We start from the raw sequence: 16,908 nt of genomic DNA on the forward strand, positions 1-16,908 counted from the left end.
CGTGGAACGGCAACTGGACGCTTACTGCGAACATCTGCGCAGTGAGCGGCAGGTGTCGCCTCACACGCTGTACGCCTACCGTCGCGACCTCGACAAAGTGCTGGGCTGGTGCGTCAAACAGAACATCAGCAGTTGGGCAGACCTGGACATCCAGCGCCTGCGCAGCCTGATCGCTCGCCTGCATTCGCAGGGCCAATCTTCGCGCAGCCTGGCGCGGCTGCTGTCGGCGGTGCGCGGGCTCTATCACTACCTGAACCGCGAAGGCCTCTGCGACCACGACCCGGCCAACGGCCTGGCGCCGCCGAAGGGCGAACGTCGGCTGCCAAAAACCCTCGACACCGATCGCGCGCTGCAACTGCTTGAGGGCGCGGTGGAGGATGATTTTCTGGCGCGTCGGGATCAGGCGATTCTGGAGTTGTTCTATTCCTCAGGTTTGCGGCTGTCGGAGCTGACCGGGCTCAATCTTGATCAGCTGGACCTGGCCGATGGCATGGTTCAAGTGCTCGGCAAGGGCAGCAAGACACGACTGCTGCCGGTCGGCAAGAAAGCACGCGAAGCGCTGGAGTTGTGGCTGCCGCTACGGGCCATGACCAACCCGGCGGACGACGCGGTGTTTGTCAGCCAGCAAGGCCGGCGCCTCGGCCCACGGGCGATTCAGGTGCGGGTTAAAGCCGCTGGTGAGCGCGAACTGGGACAGAACCTGCATCCGCACATGCTGCGGCACTCCTTCGCCAGCCATTTGCTGGAGTCGTCCCAGGACCTGCGGGCGGTGCAGGAATTGCTCGGCCACTCGGACATCAAAACCACCCAGATCTACACCCACCTGGACTTCCAGCACCTGGCAACGGTTTACGACAGCGCCCATCCACGGGCCAAACGCATCAAAGGCGATGAGTCATGAGAATTCAATTGATCACCTTCGACCTCGACGACACCCTGTGGGATACCGCCCCGGTGATCGTCAGCGCCGAAGCCATATTGCGTGAATGGCTGACCGAGCATGCACCGAATCTGGGCGCCGTGCCGGTAGAGCATTTGTGGGCAATTCGCGAGCGGATCCTCAGCAGCGAACCAAGCCTCAAGCACCGCATCAGCGCCCTGCGCCGCCGAGTCCTGTTCCACGCACTGGAAGAGGCCGGTTACGACCAGGGTCAGGCCGCAGACCTGGCCGATCAGAGTTTTGAGGTATTTCTGCATGCCCGGCATCAACTGGAAATCTTCCCGGACGTGCAACCGACCCTGGAGACTCTGGCCAATCACTACGCCCTCGGCGTGGTCACCAACGGCAATGCCGATGTGCGCAGATTAGGGCTGGCGGATTACTTCAAGTTTGCCTTGTGCGCCGAAGACATCGGCATCGGCAAGCCGGATGCGCGACTGTTTCATGAGGCGTTGCAACGGGGTGGTGCGACGGCTGAAACGGCCGTGCATATCGGCGATCATCCGGGGGATGACATTGCCGGCGCCCAGCAGGCGGGATTGCGGGCGATCTGGTTTAACCCGGCAGGCAAGGTTTGGGAAGCCGAGAAGGCACCCGATGCGGAGATTGGCAGCCTGACCGAATTGCCGGCGTTGTTGGCGCGGTGGAATACCCACCACTGACCTTGAGTTCACACACAACCCCTGTGGGAGCGAGCTTGCTCGCGATAGCGGTGGGTCAGTCAGCATAAATTTTGAATGTTAAGCCCTCATCGCGAGCAAGCTCGCTCCCACATGGATCGAGTCGAGCCCAAAATTTTTATTTCACCCATGAAAAAGCCCGCAGCGACGGCGGGCTTTTTCAGCAAGCAAGCTGCAGGCGCTTAGATAGGCCGGCTACCGTACTTGTTGTCAGGCTTCTTGGGAGGATCGGCGACCACATTGGCCTCCACTTCCTGCACCTTTCCGCCTTTGGAGAGAAACTCCTCCATGGCACGTGCCAGAGCGTCACGCTCTTTGTTCTTGGCTTCAACGCTCGGCAGCTCATCGACCGATACCGCTGCCTTGGCTTTGCCTTTGGCGGTCGGAACGGGCGCTTCACCGCCATCGTCGTCAGCAACGTCTTCCGCTGCAGTTTCCAGACCTTCGTCGGTTTCGTCGTCGCCTACTTCGAGGTCGTCGTTTTCCAGATCATCGTCGCTCATGTTCTACCTCATGACTTGCGAAAAGCAGATTAGTTATAGCCCAGCTTCGCCGTCTGTCGAAGGCCGCCGGAAAAAATTCTACAACCGCTGGCAACCAACGGTTTATGCCCCTTCACCGTAGACGGTGGCGAGGACTTTACGGGCACCGCCATTATCACGGTGCTCGCCCAGATAAACGCCTTGCCAGGTTCCCAGCGCCAGTCGGCCTGCCGAAATCGGCAAACTGAGCTGACAGCCAAGTACGCTGGCCTTGAAGTGCGCCGGGAGGTCGTCCAGGCCTTCGTCGTTATGCTCATAGCCGTCTGTTCCTTGTGGGATCAGACGATTGAAAAATCGTTCGAAGTCGCGACGTACCGCCGGATCGGCGTTCTCGTTGATGGTCAACGACGCCGAGGTATGCTGCAGCCACAAATGCAACAGACCGACCCGACATGCCATGAGTTCAGGCAGGCCGGCGAGTAACTCGTCCGTTACCAGATGAAAGCCCCGGGGCCTCGCCCGCAGGGTAATCAGAGTCTGTTGCCACATACAGTTCTCCGCACGTTCGGGGCGCATTCTAGCGCGCTCTGGGAAAAAACAAAGGCCCAAATATTCCTTCAATCATGTAAGCCATTGGCCGCAGAAAAACACTCGTCGTAAACGCCACTAAACGTGTACGAAAAAACCTTTCAGCAGTTCCTTCACTGACAAACTCCAGACAAAAAAATGCCCGGCAAGCCGGGCAAGTTTTTTGTGCGCGTACTTACAAGTTGTAGCCGCGTTCGTTGTGAAGCGCCAGATCGATGCCGACCGCCTCTTCTTCCTCAGTGATGCGCAGACCCATGACGGCGTCCAGGACCTTGAGAATGATGTAGGTGACGATCGCGGTGTAGATCACCGTGAAGCCCACGCCTTTCATCTGAATCCAGACTTGTGCACCGATGTCGGTGACGGTGCCGAAGCCACCCAGGGCCGGTGCAGCGAAGACACCGGTCAGGATCGCACCGAGGATACCGCCGATACCGTGCACACCGAAGGCGTCCAGGGAGTCGTCATAACCGAGTTTGCGTTTCAGGGTGGTGGCGCAGAAGAAGCACACCACGCCGGCTGCCAGGCCGATGACCAGAGCACCCATCGGGCCTACGGTGCCAGCGGCTGGTGTGATTGCAACCAGACCGGCCACAACACCCGAAGCGATACCCAGGGCACTTGGTTTGCCGTGAGTGACCCACTCGGCGAACATCCAACCCAATGCAGCGGCGGCGGTTGCGATCTGGGTCACCAGCATCGCCATACCGGCAGTGCCGTTGGCCGCAGCAGCGGAACCGGCGTTGAAGCCGAACCAGCCGACCCACAGCATGGCGGCGCCCATCAGGGTGTAACCAAGGTTGTGCGGCGCCATCGGGGTAGTTGGGAAGCCTTTGCGTTTGCCCAGTACCAGGCAGGCAATCAGACCGGCCACACCGGCGTTGATGTGCACCACGGTGCCGCCGGCGAAGTCCAGCACGCCCCAATCCCACATCAGGCCGCCGTTACCGGACCAGACCATGTGCGCAATCGGTGCATAAACCAGGGTGAACCAGACGCCCATGAAGATCAGCATCGCGGAGAACTTCATCCGCTCGGCGAAGGCACCGACGATCAACGCCGGGGTGATGATGGCGAAGGTCATCTGGAAGGTGATGAACACCGCCTCAGGGAACAGCGCCGCGGGACCTGTCAGGCTCGATGGCGTGACACCGGCGAGGAATGCCTTGCCCATGCCGCCGAAGAATGAGTTGAAGTTGACGACACCCTGTTCCATGCCGGTGGTGTCGAACGCGATGCTGTAGCCATAAATGACCCACAGAATGCTGATCAGACCGGTAATGGCGAAGCACTGCATCATCACGGAAAGAATGTTTTTGGAGCGAACCATGCCGCCGTAGAACAGCGCGAGGCCGGGAATGGTCATGAACAGCACGAGGGCTGTCGAGGTCATCATCCAGGCGGTGTCGCCGGAGTTGAGGACGGGGGCCGCCACTTCGTCTGCCGCCATAGCCAGGCTGGGCATTACGAGGGACAACAGGGCTCCTAGCCCTGCGAATTTACGCAGAGTCATATTGTTTTCTCCTGGGGCGTTGGGTGTGTGGCGGCTTAGATTGCGTCGGTATCGGTTTCGCCGGTACGGATGCGAATCGCCTGTTCCAGATTGACCACGAAGATCTTGCCGTCACCGATCTTGCCGGTGTTGGCAGCCTTGGTTATCGCCTCGATAACCCGGTCAAGATCCTTGTCGTCAATGGCGACATCAATCTTCACCTTTGGCAGGAAATCGACCACGTATTCCGCGCCGCGATACAGCTCGGTGTGACCCTTCTGCCGACCGAAGCCTTTGACTTCAGTAACGGTAATGCCCTGCACGCCGATCTCGGACAGCGACTCGCGTACGTCGTCCAGTTTGAACGGCTTGATGATGGCAGTGACTAGCTTCATGAAAACTCTCTCCCGAATTTGGTGGACTTGCCCCAGGAAAACAAACCCGACTCAAGTCTAAGCGCAGTGCCTGGCTTTGTAACGCATCGTCGGCCTTACCTGCCCGTCCGACGCCTGCTAACCACTCCGCACGAAACACTTCCCCCGTTTCGCTTGGCGCACTGCATTCGTCACAGCGACTGCATCAGTGCATGGGTCACTACCGACTAAGCAGAAAGCTTGCCATCTCGCCAAAACCCACTGATTTCAAGCCTTTGGCCGCTGCCGCAAGCTACTTCGCTGCAATGGCCCGACTGATACGCACAACAACAGTGCATTGCCGTCCGTCCGCATGCGCGAAAAGCGTGCAGCCCTGACTGCGAGATTGACTATAGACACTGCGTGATACACTGCCCGCCATTGTTGACAGGACATTTCCCATGCTCGCACCCAAAGACTTCCTAGATGCCCTGAGCGGCACCGCCTCCCGCCTCTTCAGCGGCGACACCCCACTGCCGAAAAGCGAAATCGAGAGCCAGTTCAAGGCCCTGTTGCAGAGCGGCTTCAGCAAGCTGGATCTGGTGAGTCGTGAAGAGTTTGATAGCCAGATGGTTGTGCTGGCACGGACGCGGGCGCGATTGGAGAGTCTTGAGGCGAAGGTGGCGGAGCTTGAAGCGAAGCTCAATCCAACGGCTGAGTAACACCACCGATCAACTGTGGGAGCGAGCTTGCTCGCGATAAGGTCGGAACGACCTTCCTGCCATTCCGGATTCCGCGCTAATTCCAGGCTGAGTCCTACAAAGATCACATCCGCCGTCCGATTGCGCCACCAAGCCCCGGTTACTAAGCTCACCCTCTGCTGAATATTCAGCACTGGGTTTGGCGACCTTGAAGGCTTAAGGCGCACGACGACCATCCGATGGCGGGCTAATTTTCGCCATATCGAGTCATGGCGGCTGTGCGTGGGAGATCTTCGGATCTGCCGGGTTCCTTTTGCTCCGGTTCGCCAACCCGCGTATAGCTGCCACCCATTCGTTTGGCGACGATTGCCGGCAGCCCCTTTAGCAAAAGGAGCTTTCGATGATTCGCAATGACACTCACCTGATCCCCCACGTCCTCACGCGCCACAAACTCCACCTCCACACCCTCCTCCTGGAAAACCAGGCCTGGTTCAGCGCCCACGACCTCGGCCGATTGCTCAGGCTTTTCCTCGACGAACGAGCGCTACGCAAACTCGATCCTGACCAACACCAGAATTTGCAGATGCTCATCCACGGCACCGTAGAAAACACACTGCTGATCAGCGAATCCGGCGTCTACGCATTGCTGGTCTACCGCTACTGCCCCGAACACCGAGGCCTGCGCGAATGGCTTACCCACGACGTGGTCCCAGCCCTGAGAGACGCCCAGCAACCCACCTCAACCGAACGCCCAATACTGAGCCTGCTGAACTGGCCAGAAATGTCGCTGAGTTTGCTGCACTGGAATAACCAGCCGTGGATTCGGCTGCAAGACGTTCCGCAGATGTTACCGGACCAGGATCGACCACGAAGCGCCGTCAACGAACCTTGGTGGAGGCGAGTATCGAAGGCGCTCCAAGCATTCTGATCCCCAAAAAAGAACCCCACGCTTTTAACGTGGGGTTCAATTAATACGAAAGATCAGGCGCAGTGAGGAAGACGCTCAACCTGATCTCGAATCACGGCACCCCGTTCTATCTCGGCTTTGCGCAAATCGTATGTCGATTGCAGGTTCAGCCAAAATTCTGGGGTCGTATCCAGGCAGATGGAAAGCCTGAGCGCCATGTCTGCACTGACGCCCCTACGCTGAAGCACGATGTCGTTCACCGTCGGTGTCGAGACGCTCAATGCTCTGGCCAAAGCAGCAGCCGTAAGGTTCAGAGGCTCCAGGTATTCCTCTTTGAGGATCTCGCCGGGATGAACCGGGCGCATACCATTCTTAGTCATACTCACCTCAGTGATAATCGACGATTTCGACACTTTCCGGTCCGTTCAGGCCCCAGATAAAGCAAATTCGCCATTGAGCATTGATACGAATGCTGTGTTGCCCTTTGCGATTACCTTCCAGCACCTCAAAGCGATTGCCTGGCGGTGATCGAAGATCTATCAACACAGCCGCGGTATCAAGCATCGTCAGCTTTCGTTCCACGACACTCAAAATGGCTGACCACATACGGGTTCTACCGTTGCGAAACAGGTACTCGGTCTCAGAACATTTAAAGCTAACGATCATAATTTAAAGCTTAACGTTATGCATTAATCTTGAGTGTATAACCTGAATTCACAAATGCAAACGTGCTGTTTTGACTTTTGGCCTCCCTTTCAAAAATCTAGGAAAAGGACTACCTGCGCCCTTCAGAAGGTCTTCAAAACCAAGCTGAGTCCTACAAAAAAAACCTCCAATTCCCATTGCCTCACAAGTAAGCACATCTCTTAAGCTGATTGACTCGAACACTCATCCAGGCACGCGAGGTGTCTATGAAACGCAAAAAGCAAAAAGCGAAGCCGTTAATGATCGCTGAGTATCATGCCGAGGCGCTCCGTTTAGCCGGAAACGTTTCTGCCAGCCAACATCGCTTTTTTAAAGTGGCGGCAACGTATGGCAAAGAACTTGAACCTGATGGCTTGCTTGCAGGTGCACGAGTCTGACTAGGCTCCCCGAAGAAACCGCCCGAGTGGCGGTTTTTTTGTGCCTCGCGATTGGCCTGCTTTGTACTCGCAACATCCAGTGAAAGTTTGCCGCCTAAACCACCCCACCAGAACTTCCCCCGCCAACTACGCTTCAAAAAACCCGCAGGAAGCGGTGCTCTTCAGCTCAAGGAACGACCATGTCCCTCTCCATCGTCCACAGCCGCGCCCAGGTCGGCGTGGATGCGCCTGCCGTCACCGTCGAAGTCCATCTAGCCAACGGTTTGCCCTCTCTGACGATGGTCGGTTTGCCGGAGGCGGCAGTGAAGGAAAGCAAGGATCGCGTACGCAGTGCGATCATCAACTCGGGCCTGCAATTTCCGGCGCGACGTATCACGCTGAATCTCGCGCCCGCCGACTTACCAAAAGATGGTGGGCGGTTCGACCTGGCAATTGCCTTGGGGATTCTGGCGGCCAGCGTGCAGGTGCCGACTCTGACGCTGGATGATGTGGAGTGCCTGGGGGAGTTGGCGCTCTCAGGCGCCGTGCGGGCAGTTCGGGGGGTGTTGCCGGCAGCGCTGGCAGCACGCGAGGCCGGACGCTCGTTGATGGTGCCGCGGGCGAATGCCGAGGAAGCGTGCCTGGCATCGGGGTTGAAGGTGATTGCGGTGGATCATTTGCTGGAAGCGGTTGCGCATTTCAATGGTCACACGCCGGTTGAGCCCTATGTTTCCAACGGTCTGCTCTACGCCAGCAAGCCCTATCCCGACTTGAATGAAGTGCAGGGCCAACTCGCGGCCAAGCGTGCATTGCTAATTGCGGCGGCAGGGGCTCACAACCTTCTGTTCAGCGGTCCACCGGGAACAGGAAAAACCCTGCTGGCGAGCCGTTTACCTGGGCTTTTACCGCCACTGGCGGAAAGCGAAGCGCTGGAAGTTGCGGCGATTCAATCGGTCGCTAGCTGCGTGCCGCTGAGCCATTGGCCACAGCGACCGTTTCGCCAGCCCCATCACTCCGCCTCAGGTGCGGCGCTGGTAGGCGGTGGTTCGAAACCGCAACCCGGCGAAATAACCCTCGCCCACCATGGCGTTCTATTCCTGGATGAGCTGCCGGAGTTTGACCGCAAAGTATTGGAGGTTTTAAGGGAGCCAATGGAGTCCGGGCACATCGTGATCGCCCGTGCCCGTGACCGCGTACGATTCCCGGCGCGATTCCAATTGGTTGCCGCGATGAATCCCTGCCCCTGTGGATATCTTGGCGAGCCGAGCGGCCGCTGCTCTTGTACGCCGGACATGGTCCAGCGCTACCGCAACAAACTGTCGGGCCCACTGCTGGATCGCATCGACTTGCACCTGACGGTTGCAAGGGAGGCTACGGCTTTAAATCCAGCGTTGAAGGCCGGTGACGACACGGCCACTGCCGCAGTTCTGGTCGCCAATGCACGAGAACGGCAACACAAACGCCAGGGCTGCGCCAACGCCATTCTCGATCTGCCAGGCCTGCGCCGCCACTGCAACTTATCCACAGCTGACGAAACGTGGCTGGAAACTGCGTGTGAACGACTGACGTTGTCGCTGAGGTCAGCCCATCGACTGCTCAAAGTGGCGCGCACCCTGGCGGACCTTGAGCAGGTCGATGGCATCACCCGCGAGCATCTGGCCGAAGCACTGCAATACCGGCCGACCATTAACTAGCAGGGATTATTCCTTGGTGAGATCCACCAACGGTGTTTGCCGCACCTCAGTCTGTCGCCCGCCTTGAATCTCGCTCACCCGCTTCAACGCGTTATCCACAGCCCCCTTATCCGCCAACAGGCTGTAGCTGATCTGGAACTGCTTCTGCCCCTTGGCCGCAATCGTCGGCACCAGATTCAGTGGCCGCTGATACCGGCGGTTGTAGGAAAAACTCGTCCCTGGCTCCAGCCCCGTGACATAGCCTTGCCCCTGGGTATCGGTGTTTTTCCACAGGGAGAACACTGGCAGTGTTTGAGTGTTGAAGCCGACCGAGACACCCAGGCTGCCGGCCTTGTTATGCAGCACGGTCAGCGTGTCGCCCTTGGCATCGGCATACGGCACGACGTTGTAAACCGTCTCGTCGTAGTCCTTGGTCGGCGCGCGGTAGGTTTGCCAGTCCGGCAGATCCCCTTTTGCCTTGTCATTGAACGGCGACACCTGTTTCACCGGTGCGGCGAAACGGGCGCCTTGCTCCAGGAATGGAGTACTGAAGTTGCTGTGGTACAGCGCCTGGTATTCCTTTGGATAATCGCCGTTGTTGGTGAGGGTGTCGTTGAGGACGAACGCTGCGCTGCCGGGTTCGGTGACCAGCTCAGTCATCACCGAGAAGTCGACTTTCTTGAACGCCTGCTCTTTCAGCTCGCCGCGCAGGCTGATGGCGTAAGGCGGTTTTTCGTCAATGTGCAGGGTGACTTTGCTGGCCGGAATATTCGCGGCGCGACCGTGAAGGGTCAGCAGTTCACCGTTGTCCATGCCTGGGTGGCCTACCCACTCGTAGCCGCAACGGGCAACCAGCTCGTTAAAGCCCTCGAGCCAGCCCAGCCCGCCGCGGCCGTTGAGTTCGATGAAGGACGGATTGACCACGTCCTTGACCGGCGAATCCCAACCCATGCGCACATCACCGACCGACGCCTGTAGGACGTTCATCCCGCGGGTCGGCACCACCGAGAGCTTCAGGGTGCCGTTATCGACATCGACGATGCTGACACCCTCCTGCCGACCACCGTGCAAGGTGCGCAGGGTGACCGAGAAGGGTTTGTCAGTTTTGATACCGAGCTGCTGACTAGTGATCTGCCAGTTCTGGGCTGCTTTGTCGGTGTCGAGCAAGACGTAGTCCCAGGCCATGGCGTGGGAGGTAGCCGACAGCGCACCGAGAGCGATGATGAGTTTGAGCGGAGTCATAACAGGAGCCTTTCTTGGAGTTGTGGCGTTTTTATAGTCTTGCTGAAACGATTCATCAAGCTTAAAAACAACACAACTCAGCTCATGGCAGAGAAAGAATGCGGCAGTCCCTTAGCGGAACCGGTCAACCTCATGCCGCAAATCCGCTGCCAGCTTCTCCAGCTCTTTGGCGGTGATCGCCAGATTGGACACCACTTCGCGCTGCTCACTGTTCGCCAGGGCAATGCTTTGCAGGTTGCTGCTCAGCAAGGTTGCGGTACTGCTCTGCTCTTGAGTCGCGGTGGTGATCGCCGCGAATTGCTGACCGGCAGAACGGCTTTGCTCATCAATACGTGCCAAGGCACTGGCGACGTTGGCGTTGCGCGACAGGCCTTCCTGCATCAACACGTTGCCCTGTTCCATGGTGCTGATGGCGTTGCCGGTTTCCTGCTGAATGCTTTGGATCATGCCGGAAATTTCGTCAGTCGCTTCGCGAGTGCGTGACGCCAGGTTGCGAACTTCATCGGCCACCACCGCAAAACCGCGACCCTGCTCGCCGGCACGAGCGGCTTCGATGGCGGCGTTAAGCGCCAGCAGGTTGGTTTGATCGGCAATCGAGGTAATCACACCGACAATGCCACCGATTTCCTGGGAGCGCTGACCCAAGGTATTGATCACCGTCGCCGTACTCTGAAGCGCGCCGGCGATTTGCTCCAGAGACGAGGAGGCTTCGTCCATCGACGTACGACCGATCTGGGTTTGCTGTGCGTTTTCCTGAGCCAGACGCTGGGTGCTGCCCATGTTGTCGGCAATGTTCAGGGACGTGGCGCTGAATTCTTCCACGGCACCAGCCATGCTGGTGATTTCGCCCGACTGCTGCTCCATCCCTTCATAGGCACCGCCGGACAGACCGGACAAGGCCTGGGCACGGCTGTTGACCTCTTGCGAAGCCTTGCGGATGTGCTCGACCATGGTCGACAAGGCTTGACTCATCTGGTTGAAAGCGCGGGCCAGCTGACCGATCTCGTCGTTGCTCGACACGTTCAGCCGCACGCTCAAATCACCGGCACCCAAGGCTTCAGCCTGACGCACCAAATCACCCAGCGGCGCGAGCTTGCTGCGCAACAGCCAAACTGCCGAGCCCACAGCGATCAACATTGCCAACAGACTGCCAATCGCCAACTGAATACCGACACTCCAGGTCACCGCACGGATTTCGGTTTTCGGCATGCTCGCAACGACCGACCATGGGCCGCCTTCAAACGGTACGGCAATGCTGTAGAAGTCTTCGGACTTTTCGCTCCAGAACTCGCCCTTGCCCGGCGTTTTCGCCAAGCCAACGATGGTCGGAGTCGCCTGATCCAGCGCTTGTACGCCCGCGATCGGCACCAGCCATTTGCTCTGTTCATCCAGCAGCGCCAGGGAACCGGTCTGGCCGATACGGAAGCGCTTTAGGTTGGCAAACTGCGCGTTCTGCGCGTCGGTGTAGTCGAATCCTACGAACAGAACAGCAATCACCTTACCGCCGCTGTCACGTACGGGGGTGTACTGAGTCATGTAGGAGCGTTCGAACAACAAGGCGCGACCGACGTAGGCCTGCCCCGCCATCAAGCGGGCATAGGCCGGGTTCGCGTGATCGAGCAGCGTGCCGATGGCTCGGGTGCCGTCCTGTTTGCTCAGGGACGTGCTGACCCGAATGAAGTCTTCACCGCTGCGCACAAACACCGTCGCAACGCCGGCGGTCATTTGCTTGAACTCGTCAACTTCCTTGAAGTTGTTGTTCAGCACTTCGCTGCCCAGGTGCAGGCCCGGCGTCTGCGCGCCCGCTACCGCCACCGGTTCATCCGGGTGCACGCTCAAACCGGCGCTGAAGCGCTTCTCGAACAGACCGCTCAGGCGCTGGGTACTTTCACGCAACGTGCCGTGAAAGGTACTCAACTGATCGGCCAGCAACCGGGCTTCACTGGCCAGGTGCTCTTCGCGGGTGGCGAGGTTGGCGGTGTCCAGCGAACGCAGGGCGAACACGGTACTGCCGCTGATGACAATCGCCAGTATCACGGCAAGCGCAAGACCAAGCTGTGAGGCGATCCGGGCACGAGGTTGAGACATGACAGCTCCTGGCCGAGTGACCGGATCATCCTGATCACGACGCACACTCAGCAAAATTTCTAATGGGAATTGCGTCGAACCTGCACGGAGGTTCCACCTGCATTTTCGGCGGAAAATCGGAATACTTGAGTAATTAACCGGGATATGGCTCAAGGCCGCTATTGCGGCGGCTCTATCGATTCAGCCCAAGTGTTGAACATCGGGCAATTCCATTGCTCGGGCTTCGCCTTGCAGGAAGTCGCTGAGCCTGCGCAAACGTTCACCACCGGGGCGAGTTTTCGGCCAGACCAGGTAATATTTCTCACCGCTGGCGACGGCCGTCGGCCACGGCAGACTCAGACGTCCCTGAGCCACATCCTCCGCCACCATCAGCAGATCGCCCATGGACACGCCATAGCCTCGGGCGGCGGCGATCATGCCCAGTTCCAGCGTGTCGAACACCTGCCCGCCCTTGAGCGACACCTGATCCGCCAGCCCCATGCGTTCCAGCCAGCTGCGCCAGTCGCGACGATCCGGTGTCGGGTGCAGCAGTTCGGCATTGGCCAGCCGTGCAACATCCCACGGTTGATCCTGCAGAAGATTCGGCGCGCCGACTGGAATCAGCTCTTCCGGGAACAGAAAACTCGCCTCCCAGTCCGGCGGAAAATGCCCGTTGCTGAGGATGACGGCGCAGTCGAACGGTTCATGGTTGAAGTCCACCGAGTCGACGTCCATCCAGGCGCTGGTCAATTGCACCTCGTTGCCCGGTTGCAAGTGCCGAAAGCGGCTGAGCCGTGCCAGCAGCCAGCGCATGGTCAGGGTCGACGGTGCTTTCATGCGCAGGATGTCATCTTCGGCGCGCAAGGTATTACAGGCCCGCTCCAGGGCGGTGAAGCCTTCGCGAATGCCGGGCAGGATCAACCGCGCCGACTCCGTCAGTTGCAGGTTGCGCCCACTGCGGTGAAACAGCCGACAGGCAAAATGCTCTTCGAGCGTACGAATGTGTCGGCTGACCGCACTTTGGGTGATCGACAGTTCTTCAGCGGCGCGGGTAAACGAGCTGTGCCGCGCCGCCGCTTCAAATGCGCGCAAGGCATATAAGGGAGGAAGACGACGGGACATTGGGAAAGCTCCTATAGCGCGGTTACACCACGTTAGCAGAAACCTGTCAGCATGAGTTTGACTCATGCCACCCATCCTTTTTATCCCTTTGTGAAAACCCCGCAGAGCGCCGAGAATCGGCTCTCTCCTGTTCACTCTGATAATCGAGGCGTGATGACCATGCAGCATCCAGCACGTACCGAACTCTGGGCCATCCTGCGGCTGGCGGGGCCGTTGATTGCCTCGCAGCTGGCGCACATGCTGATGGTCCTCACCGACACCTTGATGATGGCGCGCCTGAGTCCAGAGGCGCTGGCCGGGGGTGGCCTGGGCGCTGCGACGTACTCGTTCGTGTCGATTTTCTGCATTGGCGTGATCGCTGCGGTCGGCACCCTCGTGGCCATCCGTCAGGGTGCCGGCGATATCGTCGGCGCCACCAGGCTGACCCAGGCCGGGTTATGGCTGGCGTGGTTGATGGCGTTGGTGGCCGGGCTGTTGCTGTGGAACCTCAAACCGGTGTTGCTGCTGTTCGGCCAGACCGAAACCAACGTCCACGCGGCCGGGCAGTTCCTGCTGATCCTGCCGTTCGCCCTGCCCGGCTACCTGAGCTTCATGGCCCTGCGCGGTTTCACCAGTGCCATCGGCCGCGCGACCCCGGTGATGGTCATCAGCCTCGGCGGCACGGTGGCCAACTTCGCGCTCAACTATGCGTTGATCACCGGCATGTTCGGCCTGCCAAAAATGGGACTGGTGGGCATCGGGCTGGTCACGGCAATTGTCGCCAACCTGATGGCCGTGGCGCTGGCGCTGCACATCCGTCGGCATCCGGCCTACGACGCTTATCCGCTGCGCCAGGGTCTGTCGCGGCCTAACCGTCAGTATCTGAAGGAACTGTGGCGCCTCGGCCTGCCCATTGGCGGCACCTACGCAGTGGAGGTCGGGTTATTCGCGTTCGCCGCGCTGTGCATGGGCACCATGGGCAGTACGCAAATGGGCGCACACCAGATCGCCCTGCAAATCGTCTCGGTGGCGTTCATGGTTCCGGCGGGGATTTCCTATGCGATCACCATGCGCATCGGGCAGCACTACGGCGCCGGGCAGTTGCTGGATGCGCGGCTGGCCGGACGGGTCGGGATCGCCTTTGGCGCGGCGGCGATGCTGGGCTTTGCCATGGTCTTCTGGTTCCTGCCGAATCAGTTGATCGGCTTGTTCCTGGACCACAATGACCCGGCGTTTCGCGAAGTCATCAACCTGGCCGTGAGCCTGTTGGCGGTAGCCGCGTGGTTCGAGCTGTTCGACGGCACGCAAACCATCGCCATGGGCTGCATTCGCGGGCTCAAGGATGCCAAGACCACGTTTCTGGTGGGTTTGGGGTGCTATTGGCTGATTGGCGCGCCCGCGGCCTGGTGGATGGCCTTCCATTTGAATTGGGGGCCAACGGGCGTCTGGTGGGGATTGGCGCTGGGATTGGCGTGCGCGGCGGTGAGCCTGACGTTGGCGTTTGAGTGGAAGATGAAAAAGATGATTCGTCGGGAGCCGTCGTCACAGCGTTTCGACATCGCCCAGACCGAGTGAAATTCCCTGTGGGAGCGAGCTTGCTCGCGATTGCGGTGTATCAGTCGACTTCATTGTTAACTGACACTCCGCTATCGCGAGCAAGCTCGCTCCCACATTTGGTTCGGCGTTAACTCACGACTTCCAGTGCGGGCTGCTGGTTGGAACCGAACGTCAAATACTCAACCAGCTCCCCCAGCGGCAATGGCTTGCTGATCAGATATCCCTGCACCTGATCGCAGCCAAACCCGCGCAAAAGTTCCAGTTGCTCCGGGGTTTCTACGCCTTCGGCGACCACTTCAAGGTTGAGGTTGTGCGCCAGATTGATCATCGCGTGGACCAGTTTTCGATTCTCTTCGCGCTGTTCCATGCCGCCGACAAAGCTCTTGTCGATCTTCAGCAAGGTAATCGGCAAGCTGTTGAGGTGCACAAACGAAGAGAAACCGGTACCGAAGTCGTCCAGGGAGAAGCGCACACCCAGACGCCCCAGGGCATCCATGGTCTGTTTCACCAGATCGCTGCGGCGCATCACCGCGGTTTCAGTCAGTTCGAACTCCAGCCATTGCGCCTCGACGCCGCGCTCGGCAATCAACCGGCTCAGCGTCGACAGTAACTGGCTGTCCTGAAACTGCCGGAACGACAGGTTGATCGCCATGTGCAATGCCGGCAAACCCCGTTCGCGCAACGCCTGCATGTCGCGCAAGGCGCGAGAAATCACCCAGTAACCGAGCGGCACGATCAAGCCGCTCTGCTCGGCCAGCGGCACGAATTCACTTGGCGGCAGCAAACCGCGCTCGGCATGACGCCAGCGGACCAAGGCTTCGAGGCCGACGATCTGCCCGTCCTCGAGGTTCAGGCGTGGCTGGTAATGCAGTTCCAATTCATCCCGCCGCAACGCCCGGCGCAGCTCGCTTTCGAGGTCGGCGATGCTGCGGGCATTGCGATTGATGCGTTCGTTGAAGATGTGAAAGGTACAGCCCTGAGTGCTTTTCGCTTGTTGCATGGCGATGTGCGCGTGCCACATCAGCGGGTCGGCGCCAGCCTGGGCCCGGGCGTGGGCAATACCGAGGCTGGAGCCGATCAACAGGCTTTCACCGTCGACCCAGTAAGGCTCGGCCAGTGCTTCGGTAATGCGTTCGGCCATCCATTCGGCGCGCTGAGGCGCGCGGCGGGTGTCGATCAGCAAGGCAAATTCATCGCTGCCCAGCCGCGCCAGTTGATCACCGGCCTCAAGCTGGCTTTTCAACCGCGCGACCACTTGCAGGATCAGCCGGTCACCGGCCTGATGGCCGAGGGCGTCGTTGGCGTGACGGAAGTTATCGAGGTCGAGATGACCGAGGGCCAGGCCGCGGCCGTCGTTTTCCGCCAGGCGTGCCGCCAGCAAGGTCTGGAAACCCTGGCGGTTGGCGATGCCGGTCAGCGGGTCTTGCTCGGCCAGGCGCTGCAAGGTGTTTTCCAGCACGCCGCGCTCTCGCACATGGCGCAGGCAACGGCGCAACATGCCGGGATCGAGCAGATCGCGCACCAGCCAGTCACTGACACCGTCGGGTGGAGACAGCGGCTCGTGTTCGAGCAGCAACACCGTCGGCAGGCTGCAACGGCCAGGCAAAGGCTGGAGAGCCGGGATCGTCAATAACACCGCGCTGCGGTTGTCATCGAACAGACTGCTGACCGACTCCCAGCTCGGCGCGCTGATCAGCACGACCGAGCTCCCCATCGGAGCCAGACACTCGCGCAACAACGCTGCCCACGCTGGCGCTTCGGCCAGTAACAGCAAACGCAAGGGTTCGACAGGCGTAGACAAGCTAGCTCCCTAGACTCTGCAAAGATGTAGGCGACGGGCATTATGCAGCGCCGGTAACCAATGACCAAATGACATCGGTTATCAACCGTTGCTTTGTATCGTGAATGATGAACATTAGACGCAACTTCATCGCGCATCCTGCGTGAAAGTATCAAAACCGGCAAATATAGATAGCGTGCTGCGTCACAAGTCGGAGAGAGCAGCACAATTCGCTGAGCCTGTTAAAATGCCGGCCCATTTCGCAAACGACTCCCTGATTTCGT

General features: G+C 59.3%; 17 protein-coding genes. 7 read left to right on the forward strand and 10 right to left on the reverse strand.

The annotated features are described in order from the left end of the window. The first annotated feature begins 1 nt into the window (after position 1). Both xerC and ACYZT7_RS31205 read left to right on the forward strand, forming a co-directional pair. A complete protein-coding gene (gene xerC, locus ACYZT7_RS31200; protein ID WP_129440060.1) occupies positions 2-901 on the forward strand; it encodes a tyrosine recombinase XerC in 900 nt (299 codons plus the stop codon). After that, positions 898-1,602: an HAD family hydrolase gene (locus ACYZT7_RS31205; RefSeq protein ID WP_462039455.1), complete on the forward strand. Its 705-nt coding sequence runs from the start codon at positions 898-900 to the stop codon at positions 1,600-1,602. Before xerC ends, ACYZT7_RS31205 begins: the two co-directional genes overlap by 4 nt. Before the next feature lie 200 nt (positions 1,603-1,802). On the opposite strand, the gene sutA is transcribed toward ACYZT7_RS31205, so the two are convergent. The 4 genes from sutA to glnK all read right to left on the reverse strand — a co-directional run bounded on the left by sutA (position 1,803) and on the right by glnK (position 4,577). After that, complete coding sequence (gene sutA / locus ACYZT7_RS31210) at positions 1,803-2,123, reverse strand: transcriptional regulator SutA (RefSeq protein ID WP_462039456.1); 321 nt, start codon at positions 2,121-2,123, stop codon at positions 1,803-1,805. Positions 2,124-2,225: 102 nt separating this feature from the next. Then, positions 2,226-2,651: a secondary thiamine-phosphate synthase enzyme YjbQ gene (locus ACYZT7_RS31215; protein ID WP_462039457.1), complete on the reverse strand. Its 426-nt coding sequence runs from the start codon at positions 2,649-2,651 to the stop codon at positions 2,226-2,228. A 214-nt stretch (positions 2,652-2,865) separates the two neighbouring features. Then, complete coding sequence (locus tag ACYZT7_RS31220) at positions 2,866-4,203, reverse strand: ammonium transporter (protein ID WP_462039458.1); 1,338 nt, start codon at positions 4,201-4,203, stop codon at positions 2,866-2,868. 35 nt (positions 4,204-4,238) lie between these two features. Then, a complete protein-coding gene (glnK, locus tag ACYZT7_RS31225) occupies positions 4,239-4,577 on the reverse strand; it encodes a P-II family nitrogen regulator (RefSeq protein WP_002555808.1) in 339 nt (112 codons plus the stop codon). 419 nt (positions 4,578-4,996) lie between these two features. Here glnK and ACYZT7_RS31230 point away from each other — a divergent pair, with 419 nt between their 5' ends. Both ACYZT7_RS31230 and ACYZT7_RS31235 read left to right on the forward strand, forming a co-directional pair. Further along, positions 4,997-5,257 (forward strand): accessory factor UbiK family protein, encoded by a 261-nt coding sequence (locus ACYZT7_RS31230; protein WP_462039459.1) that lies wholly within the window; start codon positions 4,997-4,999, stop codon positions 5,255-5,257. A gap of 379 nt (positions 5,258-5,636) precedes the next feature. Continuing rightward, a complete protein-coding gene (locus ACYZT7_RS31235) occupies positions 5,637-6,164 on the forward strand; it encodes a BRO-N domain-containing protein (protein WP_462039460.1) in 528 nt (175 codons plus the stop codon). 53 nt (positions 6,165-6,217) lie between these two features. Here ACYZT7_RS31235 and ACYZT7_RS31240 read toward each other — a convergent pair whose 3' ends face one another. Then, positions 6,218-6,523 (reverse strand): HigA family addiction module antitoxin, encoded by a 306-nt coding sequence (locus ACYZT7_RS31240; RefSeq protein ID WP_283184651.1) that lies wholly within the window; start codon positions 6,521-6,523, stop codon positions 6,218-6,220. Between the two features lie 7 nt (positions 6,524-6,530). Beyond that, positions 6,531-6,809 (reverse strand): type II toxin-antitoxin system RelE/ParE family toxin, encoded by a 279-nt coding sequence (locus ACYZT7_RS31245; protein ID WP_462039461.1) that lies wholly within the window; start codon positions 6,807-6,809, stop codon positions 6,531-6,533. A gap of 245 nt (positions 6,810-7,054) precedes the next feature. Between ACYZT7_RS31245 and ACYZT7_RS31250 the strand changes: the two genes are divergently transcribed. Together ACYZT7_RS31250 and ACYZT7_RS31255 are read left to right on the forward strand one after the other, a co-directional pair. Beyond that, positions 7,055-7,225 carry a hypothetical protein gene (locus tag ACYZT7_RS31250; protein ID WP_191623591.1) on the forward strand — a complete coding sequence of 57 codons (171 nt, stop codon included), beginning with the start codon at positions 7,055-7,057 and terminating at the stop codon, positions 7,223-7,225. 179 nt (positions 7,226-7,404) lie between these two features. Beyond that, positions 7,405-8,898 (forward strand): YifB family Mg chelatase-like AAA ATPase, encoded by a 1,494-nt coding sequence (locus ACYZT7_RS31255; RefSeq protein WP_462039462.1) that lies wholly within the window; start codon positions 7,405-7,407, stop codon positions 8,896-8,898. 6 nt (positions 8,899-8,904) lie between these two features. Here ACYZT7_RS31255 and ACYZT7_RS31260 read toward each other — a convergent pair whose 3' ends face one another. From ACYZT7_RS31260 to ACYZT7_RS31270, 3 genes are all read right to left on the reverse strand, one after another. After that, positions 8,905-10,119: an aldose 1-epimerase family protein gene (locus tag ACYZT7_RS31260; RefSeq protein ID WP_462039463.1), complete on the reverse strand. Its 1,215-nt coding sequence runs from the start codon at positions 10,117-10,119 to the stop codon at positions 8,905-8,907. A gap of 111 nt (positions 10,120-10,230) precedes the next feature. Further along, a complete protein-coding gene (locus ACYZT7_RS31265; protein ID WP_462039464.1) occupies positions 10,231-12,207 on the reverse strand; it encodes a methyl-accepting chemotaxis protein in 1,977 nt (658 codons plus the stop codon). 180 nt (positions 12,208-12,387) lie between these two features. Next, positions 12,388-13,308 (reverse strand): LysR substrate-binding domain-containing protein, encoded by a 921-nt coding sequence (locus ACYZT7_RS31270; RefSeq protein ID WP_046053830.1) that lies wholly within the window; start codon positions 13,306-13,308, stop codon positions 12,388-12,390. A 159-nt stretch (positions 13,309-13,467) separates the two neighbouring features. Here ACYZT7_RS31270 and ACYZT7_RS31275 point away from each other — a divergent pair, with 159 nt between their 5' ends. Further along, positions 13,468-14,862 (forward strand): NorM family multidrug efflux MATE transporter, encoded by a 1,395-nt coding sequence (locus ACYZT7_RS31275; protein WP_462039465.1) that lies wholly within the window; start codon positions 13,468-13,470, stop codon positions 14,860-14,862. A gap of 109 nt (positions 14,863-14,971) precedes the next feature. Here the strand turns inward: ACYZT7_RS31275 and ACYZT7_RS31280 are convergent, their stop codons facing one another. Next, positions 14,972-16,645, reverse strand: a complete 1,674-nt coding sequence (locus ACYZT7_RS31280) for a putative bifunctional diguanylate cyclase/phosphodiesterase (RefSeq protein ID WP_462039466.1) — start codon at positions 16,643-16,645, stop codon at positions 14,972-14,974. Positions 16,646-16,908 lie beyond the last annotated feature (263 nt).

Source organism: Pseudomonas sp. RT4P38 (genome assembly GCF_054897765.1).